We start from the raw sequence: 20,916 nt of genomic DNA on the forward strand, positions 1-20,916 counted from the left end.
AAGATATTTTGACGTCGGAACGGCAAAAAGACCGTGGACAAAGCCATTCGTGTCGGACACCTTGCCCTTCCCCTGAAACCCGAAACCCGAGTCTGCCCCACGCGAAGCGTTTCCTTCGATGCTGCACCGGGCGAAGATATTTTGACGTCGGAACGGCAAAAAGACCGTGGACAACGCCATTCGTGTCGGACACCTTTCCCTTCCCCTGAAACCCGAAACCCGAGACTGACCCCACGCGAAGCGTTTCCTGAAACCCGAAACCCGAGTCTGACCCCACGCGAAGCGTTTCCCGCCACGCGAAGCGTTTCCTGCTGACCCCACACGAAGCGTTTCTTTCACGTACTTGCGATACGCGGTCGAGGGATCTTTGCCTCCATTGAGTCCGCTCCAATAGCGATGGTGGTCGTCGTAGGCAATCCAATCGGCACGGAAAAGGTGACGGGAGTAATAAATGAGTATCACGGAAACTACCCCCGTCACCTCTTCTTCATCGGGGGACAATTTAGACAAAAAAATTAACGTCAAAAAAATGGTGCGCTCGGTCACCGGGCTTTTCCAGTCAAAGTTCGTAGGCCGTAGCGAGTAAAGCGAGTTACGGCAGGGCTGCAAAACGCCGACGAAACCAAGGTGTCTGAAACCGAATTGGCTGTTCTAAAATTTTTTTGTCGTTAATTTTTTTGTCTAAATCTCCATCCGAATCGGGATTGATTTTCAGCTTAAAAACCCTACAAGCAGCAACTCCTCGGTTCGCGGATTCGGGGGACACGGAAAAAGATTGCGGTCTTCGATGCTGCACCGGGCGAAGATATTTTGACGTCGGAACGGCAAAAAGACCGTGGACAACGCCATTCGTGTCGGACACCTTTCCCTTCCCCTGAAACCCGAAACCCGAGTCTGACTCCACGCGAAGCGTTTCCGATATCCTATTGCAGGATGTCGCTTTGGCTCCATTCGGCCTACTTCTTCTTTCGATTTTTCGCTCGGTCCACCACATCTTTTAACTTCGATTCACGTTCCTTCAAACGTTCGACGCGTTCTTTATATTTCAGCTCGCGTTCTTTCAGCTTTCTTGCTCGTGTGTTGATCTTATCGCTTGCTTCGCGAACTCGTTTTTCTTGGCGAGCGACACGTTGTTGGCGGTCCTGCAAATCATCACTGCCAATTCCCGACAAGGATGAACTTGAAAGTCCTGAAAGGGATGATCCCATCAAATCAACGCCGTCCTCCGGCGTCACGTTTAGTTCTAGATCATCTAAATCGATTGAATCGTCATCAACATCTGTTGAGGGAACCAACAACGTCGGCGGTAAAAAGATAAAGTTGGCAGCCATCATCATCACCCCGAACGTGATCATGCCCAGAAACAATGCGATGCCACCATGCACGGCGACGGCTAATCCGATCACCAACGGACGAGTCAATTTTGGCCACACCAACGCCGCATAGCTGAGTTCCCAAAACAGGGTGACGTTGGTCAGCAGCGATGCCAATCGCGGATAGCCTGCGATCCAAGTCAAATCGAGTGATTGGTATTCGTAATTTCCGGCGGAGTACCACATCGCGGTGCCGTCCCACCAAGATTCGCCGCGTGCTTTAGCAATGCCGCCAAAGAAATAAATCGTACACAGATGAATCTGAAAAAGCCGCGTCGCGATGTTCGACATCACCGTGGGCTCAGCGGATGGGAACAACCAACTGAACCAACGACGATCGCCATGACTTTGCGACAATTTCTCACGCAGCCTTGCATCAATGCTAAACAGGCTGCCGCAGGGTGCGAGCATCAAATACATCGCTGAATAGGTCACAATCTGATCGAGCCCGAACAGATGTCCCGTCAATCGATGCACGTACATCAACTGCAAAAACCACGCGGCCGGCGCGGTTATCCGCGTCAAGAAACCTGCGGCAAAACAAATCGTTACCGCAATCGTCAACGCATGGTGAATCCACAGCAACGCCGGGCTGCCGAAGTACCACAAATAGCTGCGGCCCCAATCCGAGAACCCAAAAGCTCCGTCGTGCAACTGCTTGGCGGTATCGTTGTTGATCCAAGCCGTCTCGCCAACAAACGACGATAGATCACTGGCTAAGACAAGGTGCGAATACAGCAGCATCAGCCCAGTGATGATCCGCAAGATTGCCAGTGTGTGTGGCAAACGCGGCTGAAACCAAAAACGATTCCAGGCTCGCGCGGTACCACTAGCCCATTCACCGACCAAACCGCTTAGACGGGTGAGTGCTGAAGTTGATGCAGATGATTCCATTACGGAGCAACCTCCGCTGATTCGTTTGTCGGATTATCCGCTGGTTCGACCGGGTCACCCTTGGGCGGTTCAATCGTCTCGGGCGGCTTTGTTGGTGCCACTAAAACGTCCGCGTCTGATTGCGATGGATTGCCGGCGATATCGCCCAAAACATCAATGGGCTGATCTTGCAGGACGCGATAAAGCTGCGGGTCATCCAAGGCGATGGGCTGTTCGATGAACATGCTAAGGTCGGGAATCAAATGTTCGATTCGGCGAATGGCAACCTGTTGACCGCTATGCTTTTGCTTCAAGTGATCAACGACCGACTGACGCACGTGCTCGTAACGAGCCCGTGACCGAACCCAATACTCCGCAGCCTCGCGATCCAACTCAGCCAATTCGCGTGGCGGTCCGGGCGGATGGTAAATCTCTTCCAGATACTCAGCCAGCATGAAATGCCGGTGATACAAGAGACGTGGCCATTGTTGATCCAAATCTGGATACAACTCTTCCACGCGATTCCCATCGCTGTCGGTGATCGCAGCCTGAATCAGATGGCTTGGCCCTGGATCGGGCGCAAAGAAAGCGTAACCACGATCGATGTAAAAAGACTGTGCGTACTTTTCAAAAGGCGTGATCGCAGTCTCGATTGCTGGCGAAACGCCCAACGGCCCGCGTGCTTGAAACGCTAGTGGCGGCAGTATGACTGCGGCAACGTGCAAGAGCACAATCACACTGGCGATTGATCGCCAACGACGACTGGGGAAACCGTCTTGATGATCAGACCGAAGTTCAAACTGTTCGCGATGATTCATGATGTCAGACGAGTTGCAGTTGCGGGCAACCCGCTAGCTTAATCGATCTGCGCTGAGAAGTTGGAAGAATGAAGTTGGAAGAATGAAGTTGGAAGAATGAAGTTGGAAGAATGAAGTTGGAAGAATGAAGTTAGAAGAATGAAGTTAGAACAGCGAAGAAACAAGCAACAATGATGTGTTTCTGAAACCTCGAGTTTCTGAAACCTCGATCGGGCCAGCAAGATAAAAAGAAAGCCACGTGGCGAGAAAAACTCGCGACGTGGCTCATTTGATAGAACAAACGACGATTTGCTTATCGCACTGCGATGGTGCCATCGTCGAAGTCGAAATCTAATTCAGTCACCGAACCGGCTTCGACGTTGACGGTACGTTCCTTGGTGACACTTTGACCGTCAACGGTCGCGGTGACACGCACGGTGTAGTCAGTCCATTGCTGGCCAGCCTTCAACTGCTTGGTGCGGAACGTTCGTACCGGACCTGAACCGTTGGTTTCGTTGCCAGCCAAGGAAACCTTGGCATCAGCAGGCACATAGAGCTGGACGACCGTGACCAAGTCTTCGCTGGGTTCGTCGTCATCCACAGGGACCTTACGTGCTTGAACGGAATCAGCAGCAGCGGATTCTGGAGTATCGAATTCGACTTGCTCGATATCACCCGGACGCAGGACGACTGACTTGCTGTCGGTCTGTGTTTCGCCTTCAACATCGTAGACGACCTTGACGACGTAGGTGTACGAGTAGCCGTCCTTCAACCCACGTGACATGAATTGTCGAACCTCTCCGTCACTTTCCGTTTCGTGATCGTTCACGGTAACAGTTGCCTCAAAGGGAACCTTCACCGTCAACAATGCTGAATCCGGATCGATCGCTGGCTTCGCCGATTCGTGACGCTGCGATGACTCCGTCTTGTAGCCAACCGTAGACGCACTCACACCGTCTGACGATTCAACAGAATTGGATGCACCGTAATCGATGATCGATCCGCCGGCATCGTAACCACTGTCCATGATGGTTTCGCCAGTGTTGTAACCACCATCAGTGTTGTAACCACCATCGATGATTGTTTCACCCATCGGTGTGTACGATTCGTAGGACGATTCGACTACCGGGGATTCGTAGGAAGCTGACGAGCCCATCGACACTGAATGAACTGCGGGAGCCGAGTAGCTGCTTGCGTAAGCTGCGGAGGCAACGCCACCAGAGGAACCGCCTGAACCGCCACCATTTGAACCGCCACTGTAGCGCGCGTAACTAACGCTTCCACCGGAGGATCCGCCTGACGAACCGCCGTTGGAACCAGCGGACCGACGAGCTGCTTTACGAGCGTGAATCTTTGCAACCAAACGACGCAGAGGCCCCATTCGAGGAGCGCCGCCGCGACTGCCACCTACACTGCCACCTACACTGCCGCCACCTGTGCTGGCGTAGGCTGCTGCGTAGGATCCGCCGGACGAACCAGCCGATGCATTTCCTGCGGAACCGCCTGCATGGCGAGCTCGCAATCGTGCGAAGAATCCGCCGCCGCTGCCGCCAGAAGCACCACCGCCGGATGCATAGCCGCCAGCAGAACCGCCTGCCGAACCTCCAGATGATCCACCCCACGATCCAGCCGCGTTTGCGTCAAGCGGAATCGCCATCAGCGAGACGACCGTGACGATCGCAAATGCTTTTTGAAAAGACTTCATTGTGAACTAACTCTCCGTTGTTTGTCGTTTTCCTGCTCGGGTGCAGAGGGCTACGAGCGCATGCCCAACCCGAGGCACAATTAAGATAACGATCGGATTGCAGCAATCAAGAAGCTTTGGCAGCTTTTTCGCAACAGGAAAACCGGGCGGGGTGGGCAAAAGAGACAAAACGGCGAATTTCCCCCGAAAAACGTCAATCCTAGCCAAGGCTAGTCGATTTTGTCGATCGAAACTTTCTCAAAATCGGCGATGCCCGTGGCACCAAACAGCCCGATTCGGACGATCGCCTCGCGTGTTTTGGGGGGCACCCGAATCAGGCGGCTGCTTTCTCGCCACGACCGAGTCCCTCGGAATGGCCCTAGCGAGAACATGCCTAAATCGCGGCGAAGACTGTCATAGAAACTGATCGCCACCATCGGCATTGCATCCGGGGTGGGGCCCTTTTGAACACCCTCGGTGCGAACACGTCCCACCAATCGGATCATCGAAACGTCGTCTGAATCGATCGCAATCCCCTGCAACAAATGCGAACTCAGCCCCGGCGTCTGATTTGAAAACCGAACAAACGAATCACCCGATTGCTTCAAGTGACGAACTTGTCGGCCGTAATACCAACCTGGGACAAAATCATCCTGCGACAGGCGATCCACTTGGCCTGACGAACCGCCGCCTGAATCCTGTTTGGAATCCGACCCGGACGGTGTGTTTCGGGATGATGCGTTTTGGGACGGTGCCTTTTGGGACGGTGCCTTTCCAAACGTCTCAAAATCTGCGTTGACGACTTTGGGATTCGATGGGTCCGGCTTTAATTCGCGAGTCGATTCGGCTTCGCCAGTCATCGGGACAAACAGAGTCGGACGCAGCGGTTGCCGTTTTAGCTTTCCATCTTGCTTGATCATTCGATAGAGCGTTTGCTGGTAACGTTCGCCCACGGGGATGATCATTTGACCGCCCTCGACCAACTGATCCACCAGCGGTTGGGGAACCGATTCAGGACTGCAGGTGACGATGATCTTGTCGAACGGCGCGGCGCTGGGCCAGCCGAGGAACCCATCGCCAATCCGAACCGAAACATTTTCGTAACCCAGATGTTCCAGCGTTTCTTTCGCACGCGTTCCCAAATCATGCACAATCTCGATCGTGTAAACATGCTCGACCAACGGGCTTAGCACGGCCGCCTGGTATCCGCTGCCGGTACCGATTTCCAACACCTTGTCGGTCGGCTTGGGATCTAGCGCCTCGGTCATCGATGCAACGATGAAGGGACTGCTGATGGTCTGCGCGTCACCGATCGGAAGCGCCATATCGTAATAGGCTCGCGACCGCTGCGACCTTGGCACAAATTCATGTCGAGGCGTTTCGCGAATCGCGTCCAAGACACGCACATCGGTAACCCCAGCGGTCGCGATTCGATCGTTGACTAATTGGTCGCGAGCCTGCCGATAAGGATCAGTTGCCCCAGCATCGCCAAGAAACAATACGCCCGCCATTAAGAACACCTGAACTTGTATTTTCATCAGTCAACCTAGCGGAGAATTACTTCCCGGCTCTCAAGAGGACAGGCAAACCAAACGTATCTCGAAACAAGCCAGAACTTCCTCGCATTGCAACCTGTTCCAGCGAAACATCATCAACCCCGATCGCTTTGATCAAAAACTCCTTCGTGCCCCGCTTGCATTGAACGTCACGAATTCGACCGCTTCGCGTGTCGTCCAACGCAATCGCCAGACGAAGAATCGCGGCAAGTTTCGATACGATCACACGCTTGGATTGATTGAGTGTTGAATAGCCTTCGTGCGAAGGTTGGGGTGACGCACGACGGTGATACCGAGCAACCAGCCCAATCATCATCAGGTCACCCTGGGACAACCCAAACAGTTCACTGTTTCGAATCAAATAGAGCGCGTGTTTGTGGTTGCTACGCACATTAACGATCAACCCGATCTCGTGCAAAAGAGCAGCGACAAACAAGATCACTTCGTTGCGGCTGTCGAGTTGATGCTCATCCGCAAGCTGTTCAAAAAGCTTGCGTGCCAATTCGGCGACGTTGCGAGCATGAGTTTCATCAAAGTCGAACTTTCGTCCAAGCGATATGGCCGAACGCACAATCTGGTTTCGAAAATCATCGTCAAGCTGCTTGCCCGCCGCCATGTCGTGCAACAAACCGTCGCGAAGATTGGTGTCGCAAACGAACAGGTGTTCTAGCTCGTAGTGCTTCGCCAACAACGTATACGCCAACAACGAAGGGCCCAGTGTTTCAGCCTCAACAAAGCTGGCGTCGTATCGTCGAACAATGGCATCCGGTTCCAAGCCAAGGATTTCTTCGGTGAGTCGCTCTAAACGCTTGGTCGAAATTTTTGCCAGGGAATCAGTATCCCAATCGCCCAGCAATTGATTCGCTGCAAAACGCATTTCACCACCGAGCCCGATCAAGTGCATGGTCGCATCGGTTTGAATCGAGTCAATCAATTGGGCCAGCATGCGTCGAATGTGGCTTTCCAGAATCGTTCGTCGTCGAGCGGTGCTGACGCGCACTCCTTCGAGCGTATTGAGCAGCCGCAGTGATCCCAAACGCACCGATTGGCTGTGCAGGACATTGCCGCCGCGAATGATCAACATCTCCGTGTTGCCACCACCAACTTCGACCACGATCGACTTGCCTTCGCCAAGCTCGCTGGAACCGAGGATATGCGGCATCACGCCCATGTAGGTGATGCGGCTGACTTCGGCTTCGTCGATTGGCACCACGTGGAATCCTGTGGCGATAAAGATGCGATCGGTGAACGCGACTCGGTTGGCTGCTTCACGCACCGCCGTTGTCGCAACCACGCAAACGTCTTCCGGCGATGTGACGCCGTATTCCCGCAGCGTCTGTTTGTAGCGAATTAGAACCGACGCAACTTTTTCGATATTCTTCCGAGACAAACGCCGGTTTTGAAATACTTCGCGGCCCAGTTCGACCGATTGCAGCAACGTTTCCAGCGTCCGAACCTCGCCACCACTGCCGGACTCACCCGAGCGAATTTCGGCGATCGCCATCCGAATGCTGGTCGCCCCAATATCAATCACCGCAACCGTACGCGGCGATTCCTTGGGTGCAGTAAAAGAACGGAGAGCGGCTTGAGACATAGGGTGCGCAGGTCCAATGCAGGAGAACGATTTCCCTGAATTGTAACCCTAAGCCCACAAACCGACAGCGGGACGGAAGCACCGGCATCAAAGCTTATGCCGTTTACGTTCGCAGCGTCATGATGAGAGGCTGCTTAATGAACTGAACTGTCCCGAACTGACTTCCCGATTTCCCGATTTCCCAACCCGAACGCGTAAGCGAGGGATCTCGTTTGACGCGTAAATCCCTCGCTAACGCGTTCGGGTTGGGATTGGGATTTTGGGGAATCAAATCTGATGAAGTTGTTTCGGGACAATTCCTAAACCAAGCTCCAGTCTAAACCTGCGTCCAAACTCAGAAAGGATCTTCAAAGACTTCACGAGTCGCTCGCGTTCCAAGAGCGCCCCAAACGCCGTAGGGACTCGCTTGACCGGCGATCATGTTTTGCATTGGAAAGCTGGAGTTCCCGGCGTTGATCGAATCCGTCACATACTTGATCGCCCCGTCACCCATCAAAACGTGAACACCGCCCTGGTGACGACTGCTGGCCGACCAGTTGCCTTCGGCATTCAGGGTCCGAGTCGCTAAGCACAGTTCAGAGTTTGGCCCCAAAGCCGTTGTCATGACAGTGTGGACGTTGTTTGACGAAGCCCAGCAAAACCCACGACCCGATCCTGCTAACAAAGCACCGGTAAATGCAGTCCCGTTAGTTCCCGGATCATGAGCGGGGAAAATGGTTGGGTTCCAAAACTGGGGTCTCGTAGGATCCACCTGATTCGAGTTCCGGCACAGTTGAGCACCGGGAACCGCATCGACCACTGCCGCACCATTCTCAAATGACCCTCGAGTCCGAACATCATTGTCACCGAGATCGGTCGCAATTTCACCGGCGATAATCGTATTAGAAAGCCCGTCAATGATGTCTCGAAATGCCATTTTCTTTCTCGGTACGAAAGCACCTCTTAGATACCGTCGAACCTCGGACGCCATCATTGGTGCCCCAGCGCTCCCGGTCATACTGGTGGTGCCGAGAAACGAAAGAACGGTCGAATCGCCTAAGCAGGCTGCGTAGTTGGTCCGACCAAGTGACGGCAAACCGACGCCTGGGTCACTGGGGCAGCGAAACGTTTGCACATTCAAAGCCCAAGGTTCGTATTCAAAGTAACCGCCGTGCGCCATCGGCCCCATTGGGTTCCATGGGGTTGGTCCCACACCAGAAACGTTGACCAGAGGATTGCTGACCTGCTCCCAAAGCCCTTGCTGTTCCACAAATGGCAACAAACCGACCAAGTAGCTGGCCTGTAACTGATTGGAGAAAAACGAGTGATCCAAAATAGATGTCGTCGCCGGATCCCAGTCCGTGCCACTGGCATGCTTGGGCAATTGTTTGAAGGCCGAATGATAGTTGTGAACCGCAAGGCCAATTTGCTTGAAGTTGTTGCTGCAACTCATTCGTCGCGCTGCCTCGCGGGCAGCCTGGACCGCGGGCAGCAATAAACCGACCAATACGCCAATAATCGCAATCACGACTAACAACTCTACCAGCGTGAAGCCTCTATTCTTCTGACGATTCATCACCACATCCCCAAGAGCAAATTTCTATCAAAAAACAAATCAAACACGACGACGACGACGTGAAAGCCTTGCGCCAAAACCGATCGAGGCACAAACCCAAACTGCTGTCGGCTCTGGAACGGCACTGACGACCAGCGACGATACTGACGGAGCACTAAGTGTAACGTTGGTTTCGCCCTGAAATCCCAACAGAGTCAAACCGGCGTCATCGGTTGCCGTTGTTGATAAATTGACAGCTTCAAACTGTAAAACGCCAAGCCAAGCGAATAGCGGTGAGCCTTCATTGTTTAAATCGTTTTCATCAAAAAAGGAACTTATTAGCCCGCTGCGTTCACCGGTGCCACCTGAGGAAAAGCTGAGGGGATTCATCAACCCTTGACTCCAAACGGCTGGTCGCAACGGCCTCGGTCCGTCTATCGTAAAGTTCGATTGCATCTCATTTACGATCAAATGGTCCGTGTTGTAGGTTACATCGACCGAAAAAGGGGCTCCAGGACCGTAGGTGCCAGAATCCAAATAGAGATAAACAGCGACGTCGAAGACTTCACCGTTGGAAACGGTACGTGTCGTCTCGATTTCCAATGCACTGAAATTCGACACGTCAGTCGTTTCCGTAGGAAATGTCGATGTGTCCATATCAAACCCCACGGTCAACGCCGCCTTGGCATCGCTCGGAAGCATTCCGAAAATCAAGATCACCGCACCGGCGATGGTTAGCATTCGCGTCATCATAGAAGTACCGTTCAAGTAGAGAGCATTGCTGGACAGCGTGTTATCAACTTCTCGCGATCTGAAAGCGACACGGGCCAAGTCCGCCGAAAAGCTGTCCCCAGGAATCAGCTCCGTAAAACGGGGGTCCGCCGAAGTGGTAGTTGGATTACGCCTACACAAAATCTATCCGCTTGAGGCACCGATGCAAATCATAAAATCTCCTACAACGTGAATTTCTGGCTGATTTACCGAAATAAAACGAGCACCCAAGCACCGAACTCACCCCAATGGAACCGACAAGCCCAGCTAAAATGAGTGCCTCGTCTGGCCAAAAAAACGATACTTTGACGAAGTATGTGCCTACAAAGCGTGACACTGGCATGATCCACACCATAGAAGCTGGTCAGAGGAACACCACCCGAAAAACAACGGGGGGGCCGAGTGAACTAAGGTCCACGCTAAAGAAGTTCACGTTTTTTTAGCACAGCGTTTGCCTCAGATCCGCCCAAACACTGCTCGGCTTGCCAACCACGCATCTTGGCGGCAAGCACGTTTTCTGGCTTGTCGTCCAGAAACAGAATTTGATCGGCGGGCACACCGGCTGCCAATTCAGCCGCGCGGTAGATCTGGTCATCGGGCTTCATCGAGTTGACCTCATAACTCAGCACGATCGCGTCAAAAGGCCCGGCCATCATCGGATGCTGTTGACGACCAATCCAATCCCAATGATGCTCGCATGTGTTTGAAAGAATTCCAACCCTTGCACCGGAGCAACGTACCGCTTCGATCACCGACACCATGGATTCAATCGGAGTGAACATGTCGCTAAGCGCGTCCGCTACTGCTCGCAGATCAGAAACCTGGTTAGTGCCAGCGATCGAACTGACCAGTTGTTCGCAAAACCCAGTGGTCGAAACACGCCCGTGTTCCGCCCGATCCTGCAAGCCGCTTTCATAAACGGCCTGGCGAATTTCGGCAGTACCAACACCAAATAAATCAGCCGCGTTCTGGCAGGCTCGATCTTCGTCAAACGACCACAGGATGTTGCCCAGGTCAAAGTATACAAATTGAATCATTGAAATTGTCGTATGCGAATGTTCCGATACCACGCTTCGGTCGCTGGCCCACTGTGAATCTGCAAACCGATCATGCCGTAGACGGGAATGTCTTTGTCTTCTTCGATGTAGTCAACCGTCTGTTGACCGTTCAGGAAAATCTGAACGTGTTGCCCTCGACAAACAATCCTCAGCGAATTCCAGTCATCGGGCTTCGTCAGTCGCTCAACCAGTTCAGGATCGCCCTCGGCCAGCATCTGCTTCCGACGCGATTCGTCGAACAGAGCTCCCCAAACACTTCGGCCCCAAGCCTCGCCCGCGTCGGCTTGATATCCCGACACCTCGGTGTCCCCAGGAATTCGTTTGCTGCGGAACTGGACGCCAGCATTGGGACCGGCATTGGGACCAGGCTCTGACTCATCAGCCCTGACCAGTTTGACGTCCAACCGCAATTCAAAGTCGTCGTAGTTTGCCGTCGTGCAAAGGAACACGTTGTGCGGAATCGCTTGGTCAATGCGGCCGGCCACGATCGATTTGTCTTCGACGCGAAACCAGTAGGCGTCGCCTTCCCACCCCGCCAAGGTTTGACCGTCAAAGAGCTGAACCGACGAATCCGCGAAGTCATCCGCCAATGCAATGGAATGCGGCAAGGCTAAAACGAATAGCAGAATTAACTTATTCATGAGGTTTCTTGGTGTCGCAGGTTTCTTAGTTATGAAATTGTCCCGAGATAACTGCAGGAGACTGAATTCCACAGAATCCCAACCCGAACGCGTCAGCGAGGGATTTCCGTGTCAAAGAAGATCCCTCGCTGACGCGTTCGGGTTAGGAAAATTGGGAAGTTGTTTCGGGACAGGTTCTATCAGGGTTCCTTGCCGGAAAGCAGCTCTGCGATCATATTCTAGCGTTCCCCACACTTGCGTTCCCAGCACTCTACCTACTTTCCTGCGTAGCTCGATGAATAAGCCGCTGAATCCCTACAGTTCACAAATCACTCAGCCCAAGTCACAGGGCGCGTCCCAGGCGATGCTGTATGCCACCGGGATGACCAGCGAGGACATGAACAAGCCGCAAGTTGGCATCGGCAGTGTTTGGTACGAGGGCAATTCGTGCAACATGCACTTGCTGGATTTGGCCGGCGAAGTCAAAGAGGGCGTGACGAAGGCAGGTATGGTCGGAATGCGATTCAATACCGTCGGTGTGTCCGACGGGATTTCGATGGGCACCGATGGGATGTCGTTCAGCCTGCAATCGCGTGACCTGATCGCCGATTCAATCGAAACGATCATGGGTGCCCAGTGGTATGACGGGCTGATCGCACTTCCCGGCTGCGACAAAAACATGCCGGGCTGTTTGATCGCGATGGGACGTTTGAACCGACCCGCAATCATGGTTTACGGCGGCGCGATCAAACCCGGTGTCTGCGGCACCAATGGCGGCACCAAAAAACTGGACATCGTTTCAGCGTTCCAGGCCTACGGCGAATACGTCGCCGGAAAGATCACCGAAGAAGAACGCGCCGAGATCATTCGCAAGAGCTGTCCCGGTGCGGGTGCCTGCGGCGGTATGTACACCGCCAACACGATGGCGACCGCGATCGAAGCCCTCGGCATGTCGCTGCCCTATTCGGCCAGCATCCCGGCCGTAGATGCTGCGAAAAAAGAGGAATGCCACAAAGCGGGCGAGGCAATGTTGGAACTGCTCAAGAAAGACATCAAGCCTCGCGACATTATGACTCGTGCGGCGTTTGAAAACGCAATGGTCACCGTGATGGCACTCGGCGGCAGCACCAACGCGGTGTTGCACCTGATCGCGATGGCTCGCAGCGTCGATGTCAATGTAACGATCGACGACTTCCAATCGGTCAGCGATCGCATCCCGTTCCTGGCTGACTTGAAACCATCGGGCCAATACGTTCAAGAAGATTTGCACAGCATCGGTGGCACGCCCGCAGTGATGAAGTACTTGCTCGAAAAAGGCTTGATGGACGGATCCTGCATGACAGTCACCGGCAAGACGCTTGCCGAGAACGTCGCTGATCTTCCGGGACTCAAAGAAGGCCAGACGATCGTTGCACCCGTTGAAAAACCGATCAAAACAAGCGGCCACATCCGCATCTTAAAAGGTTCGCTCGCACCGGGCGGCGCGGTCGCCAAGATCACCGGCAAGGAAGGCCTAGAATTCAGCGGCCCGGCACGTTGCTTCGACAGCGAAGAAGACATGCTGCACGCATTGGAGGACAACAAAATCCAAAAAGGCGACGTTGTCGTGATTCGCTACGAAGGCCCCAAGGGTGGACCCGGCATGCCAGAAATGTTGACGCCAACCAGTGCAATCATGGGCGCGGGTCTGGGCAGCGATGTTGCGATGATCACCGACGGACGATTCAGCGGCGGCAGCCACGGTTTCATCGTCGGCCATGTCACGCCAGAGGCCCAAGACGGGGGCCCGATCGGGTTGCTGCAAGACGGCGACATCGTGACCATCGACGCGAACACGAATTCGCTAGACGTTGACGCCGACTTGGAACCTCGCAAAGCAGCATGGACCGCCCCGCCGCTGAAAGTCACTCGCGGAACGCTGTACAAGTACATCAAGTGCGTCAAGACCGCCAGCGAAGGCTGCGTTACGGATGAATAAGGCCTGAAAATCTGAATGGTAAGCCGTAACTCGCTTCACTTGCTACGGCCTACATCACTACAACCAAAATCCGCAGACCTGCGATCAACACAATCACTGCCGTCAACAATCGAATCCGCCTGACGGCGACGCTGTTCAAGCAGAATCTGACGCCGATTTGGCCGCCGATGAAAACCGCTGGCAAGACCCACAACCACTTGGTTTGCGCAATCTCGAATTGTTGACTGACCATCAAACCGGCCAAGCCAGCAAACGAATTGACCAGGATAAAAAAAGCGGCCACCGCCGCGATACGCTTTGCCGCATCCCAACGGGTCAGGTGCAAAAGGGGTGACAAGAAGATGCCACCACCGATGCCAACCAATCCCGCAAGAAAACCAACCCCTCCGCCAATCGATGCATCGATCATTTTGGATTGCCGATCGCCCGCGGCAACGCTGTCTCGCCGCTGAAGAAACATCACGATCGCGGCGGCAACTAAGGTCATCCCCAAAATGGTCAAGAAGGTTTCGTCAGCCAATCGCAACTGCGCCGCGATGAAGGCCGCCGGTATGCTGGCCGCAACCAACGGGATCGCTCGGCGAGGCGGTAAGAAACCGTGCTTCCAAAAAAGAGGAACGCTGCCACCGACAACCACCAAGTTGCACAACAACGCCAACGTTCGCACGCCAAGAAAATCGTCTAAAGCAAAACTTAAGATCGCTAGATAGCTTGAACCACCGCCGAAACCCGCCGCTGAATAAACGGCAGCAACGGCAAAAAACAGCAAGCACAACCAAGCGATTCCAAGGTCCATCAAGATCATTCAATTTACAGGCCAGAACAGAATGATGGATTGTAGGCCGTGTGGAGTTTTGCGACACATGGAGTTTTGCGACACACGGCATCCCACGCCAGCTAAATCGTTTAACCGCGTGGGCATCGCCCCGCGCGTCGTGCGGCACCGAACGCGCGGGGCGATGCCCACGCGGCTAAGGAACGTGCGACTTTTTATAGTCGCCTTTCGCTCCGCGAAAGCAGCGGATTCGCTACTTTCGCGGAGCGAAAGGCGACACTAATTTCCCGCTCGTTCCTTATCGAGTGAATGCCGTTTTCGGTAAGATAGAATTGGTTCACAGCGTTGGCAAAAGAACTGCACAAAACACCTTGACCAGGCCATAACCTAAGTGCATAGTTTCATCAAAACCAATGCAAGCGCCGCATACTAAAAAATCACATGGACGTCGACCAACTACGAAACTTTCTAGCCGTCGCCAGGATAGGAAACTTCACGATGGCTGCGGAATCGGTGGGCATGTCTCAGCCCGCGATCAGCCGATCGATCGCCCGGCTTGAAGAGGACTTTGGCCAGCCGCTGCTGGAACGTGGAACACGGCAAGTCACGTTAACGGACGCCGGAATCCTGCTTCGCAGCCGCGCGCAACAAGTGCTCTCGATCCTCGAAGACGCCAAGGCCGAGATCAACGACGATGGGGAAACCGGTCGTATCCGAGTCGGTGCAATTCCCACGATTGCCCCCTACCTTTTGCCTTCGCTATTAAAAAAATTCGCAACCCGTTTTCCGGCCGCCCATGTTGGCGTCGAAGAAGACACGACCGAGCATCTGAGCAAACGACTGACCCACGGCGAAATTGACATCGCGATCATGGCACTTCCGATTTCGGAAAAGTACCTGCAAGTCGAGACATTATTCGAGGAGGAATTGCTGCTGGTGATGCCAGCCGATCACGCACTGGCGGAAAAGAAACAGATCCGCGCCAGCGACATTGAAACGCTGCCGTTTGTGTTGCTCGGGGAAGCGCATTGCTTATCGGACAGCGTAGTCACTTTCTGTCGATCACGATCGTTCCAACCAGTCGCACTCGAACGAACCAGTCAATTAGCAACCGTCCAGGAACTAGTCGCACTCGGCCACGGCGTGTCGATGATCCCCGCGATGGCCCGCAAGCTAGATAAAAGCAAATCAAGATCCTACCGTTCCTTGGCCGGCACCAAACCCACGCGAACCATCGTCGCCTGCTGGAATCCCTACCGGTTCCAAAGCAAGTTGCTAGAAAGCTTCCGCGAAATCCTAAGGTCAACAACACCGTAGGCCGGAACAAGCTCCGCGCAGTTCCGGCAATCCAGCAATCTACCATCCAATTGCCGGAACTGCGCCAAGCTTGTTACGGCCTACAAAAACTAAGTTCGACAACACCGTAGGCCGGAACAAGCTCCGCGCAGTTCCGGCAATTCAGTAACCTACCATCCAATTGCCGGAACTGCGCCAAGCTTGTTACGGCCTACGACTACAAAGGTCGATAACACCGTAGGCCGGAACAAGCCCCGCGCAGTTCCGGCAATCCAGCAATCTACCATCCAATTGCCGGAACTGCGCCAAGCTTGTTACGGCCTACAAAAACTCGAACGCGTAAGCGAGGGATCTCGTTTGACGCGTAAATCCCTCGCTTACGCGTTCAGGTTGGGATTTGGGGGGGGAATCGAATCTCATGAAGTTATTTCGGGACAATTCCGAAGGTCAACAACACCGTAGGCCGGAACAAGCTCCGCGCAGTTCCGGCAATCCAGCAACCTACCATCTAGTTGCCGGAACTGCGCCAAGCTTGTTCCGGCCTACAAACACAAAGTTCGACAACACCGTAGGCCGGAACAAGCTCCGCGCAGTTCCGGCAATCCAGCAACCTACCATCCAATTGCCGGAACTGCGCCAAGCTTGTTCCGGCCTACGACTACTCGCCCCAGGGGCCATTACCTTGAATGTGTGACGGTTCTTCGCCACCCCAATTCTGTTCGTATTGCCCTTCGTTAACGAAACGGTGAAATGACGACCACTTCCAGTCCTGAATTCTTGCAACTAGACCATGTTTGCGTGGATTCCAGTGAATGTAATCAACACATCGCTCCAGATCTTTCTCATCAACAATCGTGTGCTCCCAAGCTCTTGGTTGCCAAATTCCACGTTCGCCTTTTCTTCGCTGAGCTTTGGTCACCTCGGCTTCCGGCAATCCCGACGCGCGCCATTTGATCGTGAACTCCTCTTTGATTCGCTTGATTCGAACTGAGTAGTTAGCATCGCCTGATGGCAATTGCATGATCAAGTGCCAATGATCCGGCAGCAGGCATGTCGCGAATAACGTGAATGGGAATCTTCGCTGAATTTTCTTGATTGCGTTTCGCAGAAAACAGCGGCCATGATCGGTCGTCAAGATGGGACGCCGACCATAAGTAACAACCGTCAAATAGATCATCGATCCGGGAACAAAGTAGCGTCGATAGTCAGACATTGCATGCCAGTCATTTTCGAATAGCGATACTCACCGTAGGCCGGAACAAGCCCCGCGCAGTTCCGGCAATCCAATAACCTACCATCCAATTGCCGGAACAATCACCAAGCTTGTTACGGCCTACGAAGCTTCCTCGAGCGATTCCCATCGCTCAAATGAGCTTGCTAATTCTTCTTCCATTGTCTTCAACTTTTTGGCATCGCCGGTGATCTGGTTGGCTGGTTTTTGAAAGTAAGACGGGTCTCCCATCGCTTCGTGCATCGCGGCGATATCGGCTTCAAGCTTTTCAATCTTTGCGGGCAGTTTCTTCAGTTCTTGCTGTTCGTTGAACGATAACTTTTTCTTTGGCGACGAAGCGGCTGGTGCCTGTTTACTCGGCTTAGACTTGGCCTTCGTTTCCTCCTTACCGGCCTCCGCAGCCCGACGATCAACGATTGATTTCCATTCGTCGTAGCCTCCGAAATACTCGGCCACGTTGTCTTCTTCAAACACGATCGTACTGGTGACGACATTGTTCAGGAACGTTCGATCGTGCGAAACCATTAACAACGTTCCAGGGAAATTGGCGAGCTGTTCCTCCAGCATTTCCAATGTTTCGGCATCCAAATCATTGGTCGGTTCGTCCAACACGATCACGTTGGCGGGCTTGGTCATCAACTTCGCCAACAATGCGCGATTACGTTCCCCGCCCGATAAAAACTTGACGGGTGTTCGTGCCCGTTCAGGCGTGAACAAGAAATCTTGCAAGTAACCCATGATGTGCTTCACACCACCACCGATCTCGATTCGATCGCTTCCTTCGCCAACATTTTCTTGCACCGACTTTTCATCGTCCAACGTGTCACGAAGCTGGTCAAAATAAGCAACCTGCAAATTGGTTCCCGTTCGCACCGTGCCCGAATCAGGCTTTAACTGGCCTAGCAATAACTTCAACAACGTCGTCTTTCCAGCACCGTTTCGGCCCATGATGCCGATCTTGTCACCACGCATCAGCGTCGTTGAAAAGTCGCTCAAAATCGGCTTGTCGGCATAGCCAAACGAAATGTCTTTGACCTCGGCAACCAACGCACCACTGCGGGCCGCATCCTGCAAATTCAGCTTCGCCTTGCCTTCCACTGAACGACGCTCGGAACGTTCATTCCGCATCGCCTTCAGCGCACGAACCCTGCCTTCGTTGCGAGTTCGACGTGCCTTGATTCCTTGCCGAATCCAGACTTCTTCTTCGGCAAGCTTTTTGTCAAACAGAGCGTTCTGTTTCTCTTCGGCTGCCAACGCCGCTTCTTTTCGCACCAAGAAGGTTTGGTAATCACAGGTCCAATCAAACAACCGGCCGCGATCGATTTCCCAGATTCGGTTGGCAAGGTTTTGCAGGAAAGATCGATCGTGAGTGATGAACAGCAACGTGCCTCGCCAACGGCTCAGAAAATTTTCCAACCACAGGATCGAGGGAATGTCCAAGTGGTTGGTCGGTTCGTCCAACAACAATGCATCGGGATTTGCTGCAATCGATCTGGCCAGCAGCACGCGGCGTTTCATCCCGCTGGACAACGTTTGCACGTCGGCGTCGGGGTCCAGTTCCATTTTGGACAAGGTGGAATCGACGTTGACTTCGATTTCCCACTCGTTGCCCAGGTCATCGCAATGAGTTTGTCCGGCTCGAACGACTTCGCGAATCGTACCGGACAAATCCTTGGGTACATCCTGAGTCAGTCGAGTAATCGTCGCGCCCGACGCCAAGGTGATGGCCCCGTGATCGGGAACCACTTGCCCGTCGATCATTCGCAACAGCGTCGTTTTGCCAGCACCGTTTCGGCCGAGTAAACCGATACGATCGCCGCGTTCAATGCGCGCGGTGACGTTGTCCAACAATGCTGGACCGCGGAAACCGATGGACAGTTCGTCGAGAGAAATCAGGGACATTATTTTGCTTGAGACTGGGATGTTTCGCGAAACAATTCGGCGATGACGTCTTCGAGCGGAAGATCTTCCACTGAAATATCTTCGACCGGATTTTGTTGCAAGACCGTCGATAGAATTCGTGGTACCTCGGTCCGATGGATCCGAAGTTTCACCATGGGCCACGTTTCTTCCAACACCTCGCCGTGATGCGAAAGACTTGGTTGGTTGCCTTCTGGAAATTGCAGCGTGATGATTTTGTGACTGGAAAACTTGTCGATGATTCCCGACAACGATCCGTCGTACTCGATTCGTCCGCCCGCAATGATGACGACTCGTTTGCACAAAGCCGCGATGTCTTTCATGTAATGGCTGGTCAGCAGAATCGTGATCTTGCGTTTTTCTTGGTAGTACTTCAGGAACTCTTGAATGTTGTGCTGAGCGATGACATCCAAGCCGATCGTGGGCTCATCCAGAAACAACACATCAGGACTGTGCAGCATCGCGGCGATCAGTTCCATCTTCATCCGTTCGCCCAACGACAATTCACGAACAGGTTGATCCAACAACTTCGCGACGTCCAACAAACTGGTCAGCTCATCGAGTGTCTTGTCGAACTGATCCGCGGGCACGCCATAGATCTGTTGATGCAGTCGGTACGATTCCTTGGCGGGCAGGTCCCACCAGAGCTGATTTTTCTGTCCCATCACCAGTGCGAACCGGCGGCGATACTCGTTTTCTCGCTTCCACGGAACATGCCCCATCACGGTGGCGGTTCCGTCGGTCGGATTGATCACGCCAGAGAGCAATTTCAGCGTGGTGGTTTTGCCCGCACCATTGGGCCCCAAGAAAGCAACGAACTCGCCCTGCCCAACGTCCAGGTCGATTCCTTTGACCGCTTGGACTTCTTTATATTCACGCTTGAACAGCCCACGAATCGATTCGCCCAATCCTTCGCGTTTTTTGTAGACACGGTAAGACTTAGTCAGACCGCGAACTTGAATGATGGGCTCTGAATTCGTCACTGGCAAATGGTCACTGGGAAATGGTTACGGGGTAGGGCTTTGCGGACAGGCGATAGATGAACGGTGGTCGTAGAGGGTATGATCCATCGAGCGATCACGAAATCCCCAGCTAACACAACCAGCGAAAACGATCAGTACAGATGACAAATATCCGCGTCGGCCTTGGTTACGATTCCCACCGCCTAGGCAACGGTGGCCCCCTGCGGATTGGCGGGATCGATATTGATTCTGATGTTCACGCGATCGGGCATAGCGATGCCGACGTGCTGCTACATGCGATCACCGACGCGATTTTAGGTGCGGTTTGCGAAGCGGACATCGGCCGGTTGTTTCCCGACAACGCCGAAGAAAACCGAGACCGGGACAGCATCGATTTCTTGCAAGAAGCCGTCCGACGACTCCACGCCCAAGGCTACAAGATCGGCAACCTGGACTGCGTCATCTTGGCCGAGCATCCCAAAATGGCACCCCACATCGACACGATGCGAGAGCTAATCGCCAGCCACCTGGATGCCTCGATCGACCAAGTCAGTATCAAAGCCAAAACGGGGGAGGGCGTCGGAGAAATCGGCAGCAGCACCGCAATCGCCGCCCGAGTGGTGGTGTTGGTGGCGAAGAGCTAAGGCAACTCGCTTGAACTAAGGAACAGTCCCGGAATAACTTCCCGGTTGTCCCCCGTAGCTGATCCCGCCAGGGTTCAGTCCATGATTAGCTGTACCCGACTGAGACCCTGCCGTAACTCGCTCCACTCGCTACGGCCTACTTTGCCTACTTCGGCAACACGACACCGTAGACTTCGACCGTCCTACCCTGATCATCAAAGATCGGTTGGCCGCGGACGATGACGTCGCGGTATTCGCCGCCGGCAACTTT

At 53.7% G+C, this 20,916-nt stretch carries 17 protein-coding genes; 3 read left to right on the forward strand and 14 right to left on the reverse strand.

What is annotated here, in order from left to right:
* The 10 genes from RC85_RS28555 to RC85_RS19285 all read right to left on the reverse strand — a co-directional run.
* A partial coding sequence (locus RC85_RS28555) for a hypothetical protein (RefSeq protein WP_238383176.1) occupies positions 1 to 546 on the reverse strand: 546 nt, incomplete at its 3' end.
* 410 nt (positions 547 to 956) lie between these two features.
* The gene (locus RC85_RS19245; RefSeq protein ID WP_149752782.1) at positions 957 to 2,267 is read right to left on the reverse strand and encodes an HTTM domain-containing protein; all 1,311 of its coding nucleotides are present in this window, start codon (positions 2,265 to 2,267) and stop codon (positions 957 to 959) included.
* The gene (locus RC85_RS19250; RefSeq protein ID WP_068265801.1) at positions 2,267 to 3,064 is read right to left on the reverse strand and encodes a hypothetical protein; all 798 of its coding nucleotides are present in this window, start codon (positions 3,062 to 3,064) and stop codon (positions 2,267 to 2,269) included. The genes RC85_RS19245 and RC85_RS19250 overlap by 1 nt, the downstream gene beginning before the upstream one ends.
* 292 nt (positions 3,065 to 3,356) lie before the next feature.
* Positions 3,357 to 4,748, reverse strand: a complete 1,392-nt coding sequence (locus RC85_RS19255) for a TIGR03000 domain-containing protein (RefSeq protein WP_068265803.1) — start codon at positions 4,746 to 4,748, stop codon at positions 3,357 to 3,359.
* Positions 4,749 to 4,957: 209 nt separating this feature from the next.
* Entirely contained in the window at positions 4,958 to 6,265 is a 1,308-nt protein-coding gene (locus RC85_RS19260) for a protein-L-isoaspartate(D-aspartate) O-methyltransferase (protein WP_084422850.1), read from the reverse strand.
* A 19-nt stretch (positions 6,266 to 6,284) separates the two neighbouring features.
* Positions 6,285 to 7,877, reverse strand: a complete 1,593-nt coding sequence (locus RC85_RS19265; protein ID WP_068265805.1) for a Ppx/GppA phosphatase family protein — start codon at positions 7,875 to 7,877, stop codon at positions 6,285 to 6,287.
* Between the two features lie 334 nt (positions 7,878 to 8,211).
* Entirely contained in the window at positions 8,212 to 9,432 is a 1,221-nt protein-coding gene (locus RC85_RS19270; RefSeq protein WP_068265806.1) for a DUF1559 domain-containing protein, read from the reverse strand.
* A 39-nt stretch (positions 9,433 to 9,471) separates the two neighbouring features.
* Positions 9,472 to 10,161 carry a hypothetical protein gene (locus RC85_RS19275; RefSeq protein WP_238383177.1) on the reverse strand — a complete coding sequence of 230 codons (690 nt, stop codon included), beginning with the start codon at positions 10,159 to 10,161 and terminating at the stop codon, positions 9,472 to 9,474.
* Positions 10,162 to 10,601: 440 nt separating this feature from the next.
* The gene (locus RC85_RS19280) at positions 10,602 to 11,219 is read right to left on the reverse strand and encodes an HAD family hydrolase (RefSeq protein ID WP_068265810.1); all 618 of its coding nucleotides are present in this window, start codon (positions 11,217 to 11,219) and stop codon (positions 10,602 to 10,604) included.
* A complete protein-coding gene (locus RC85_RS19285; protein ID WP_068265812.1) occupies positions 11,216 to 11,881 on the reverse strand; it encodes a 3-keto-disaccharide hydrolase in 666 nt (221 codons plus the stop codon). Before RC85_RS19285 ends, RC85_RS19280 begins: the two co-directional genes overlap by 4 nt.
* A gap of 274 nt (positions 11,882 to 12,155) precedes the next feature.
* Here RC85_RS19285 and ilvD point away from each other — a divergent pair, with 274 nt between their 5' ends.
* Positions 12,156 to 13,838 (forward strand): dihydroxy-acid dehydratase, encoded by a 1,683-nt coding sequence (gene ilvD, locus RC85_RS19290; RefSeq protein WP_068265814.1) that lies wholly within the window; start codon positions 12,156 to 12,158, stop codon positions 13,836 to 13,838.
* 49 nt (positions 13,839 to 13,887) lie between these two features.
* Here the strand turns inward: ilvD and RC85_RS19295 are convergent, their stop codons facing one another.
* Positions 13,888 to 14,634, reverse strand: a complete 747-nt coding sequence (locus tag RC85_RS19295) for a sulfite exporter TauE/SafE family protein (RefSeq protein ID WP_160148130.1) — start codon at positions 14,632 to 14,634, stop codon at positions 13,888 to 13,890.
* Positions 14,635 to 15,054: 420 nt separating this feature from the next.
* On the opposite strand from RC85_RS19295, the gene RC85_RS19300 reads away from it, so the two are divergent.
* A complete protein-coding gene (locus RC85_RS19300) occupies positions 15,055 to 15,930 on the forward strand; it encodes a LysR family transcriptional regulator (protein ID WP_068265818.1) in 876 nt (291 codons plus the stop codon).
* A 637-nt stretch (positions 15,931 to 16,567) separates the two neighbouring features.
* Here RC85_RS19300 and RC85_RS19305 read toward each other — a convergent pair.
* The 3 genes from RC85_RS19305 to RC85_RS19315 all read right to left on the reverse strand — a co-directional run bounded on the left by RC85_RS19305 (position 16,568) and on the right by RC85_RS19315 (position 20,043).
* Positions 16,568 to 17,122 carry an REP-associated tyrosine transposase gene (locus RC85_RS19305; RefSeq protein ID WP_068265820.1) on the reverse strand — a complete coding sequence of 185 codons (555 nt, stop codon included), beginning with the start codon at positions 17,120 to 17,122 and terminating at the stop codon, positions 16,568 to 16,570.
* Between the two features lie 120 nt (positions 17,123 to 17,242).
* Positions 17,243 to 19,036 (reverse strand): ATP-binding cassette domain-containing protein, encoded by a 1,794-nt coding sequence (locus RC85_RS19310; protein ID WP_084422851.1) that lies wholly within the window; start codon positions 19,034 to 19,036, stop codon positions 17,243 to 17,245.
* Between the two features lie 5 nt (positions 19,037 to 19,041).
* Complete coding sequence (locus RC85_RS19315) at positions 19,042 to 20,043, reverse strand: ABC transporter ATP-binding protein (RefSeq protein WP_200836767.1); 1,002 nt, start codon at positions 20,041 to 20,043, stop codon at positions 19,042 to 19,044.
* A 140-nt stretch (positions 20,044 to 20,183) separates the two neighbouring features.
* Between RC85_RS19315 and ispF the strand changes: the two genes are divergently transcribed.
* Entirely contained in the window at positions 20,184 to 20,666 is a 483-nt protein-coding gene (gene ispF, locus RC85_RS19320; RefSeq protein ID WP_068265824.1) for a 2-C-methyl-D-erythritol 2,4-cyclodiphosphate synthase, read from the forward strand.
* Positions 20,667 to 20,916: the final 250 nt, after the last annotated feature.

This window comes from Rubripirellula obstinata (assembly GCF_001642955.1).
Lineage (GTDB): Bacteria > Planctomycetota > Planctomycetia > Pirellulales > Pirellulaceae > Rubripirellula > Rubripirellula obstinata.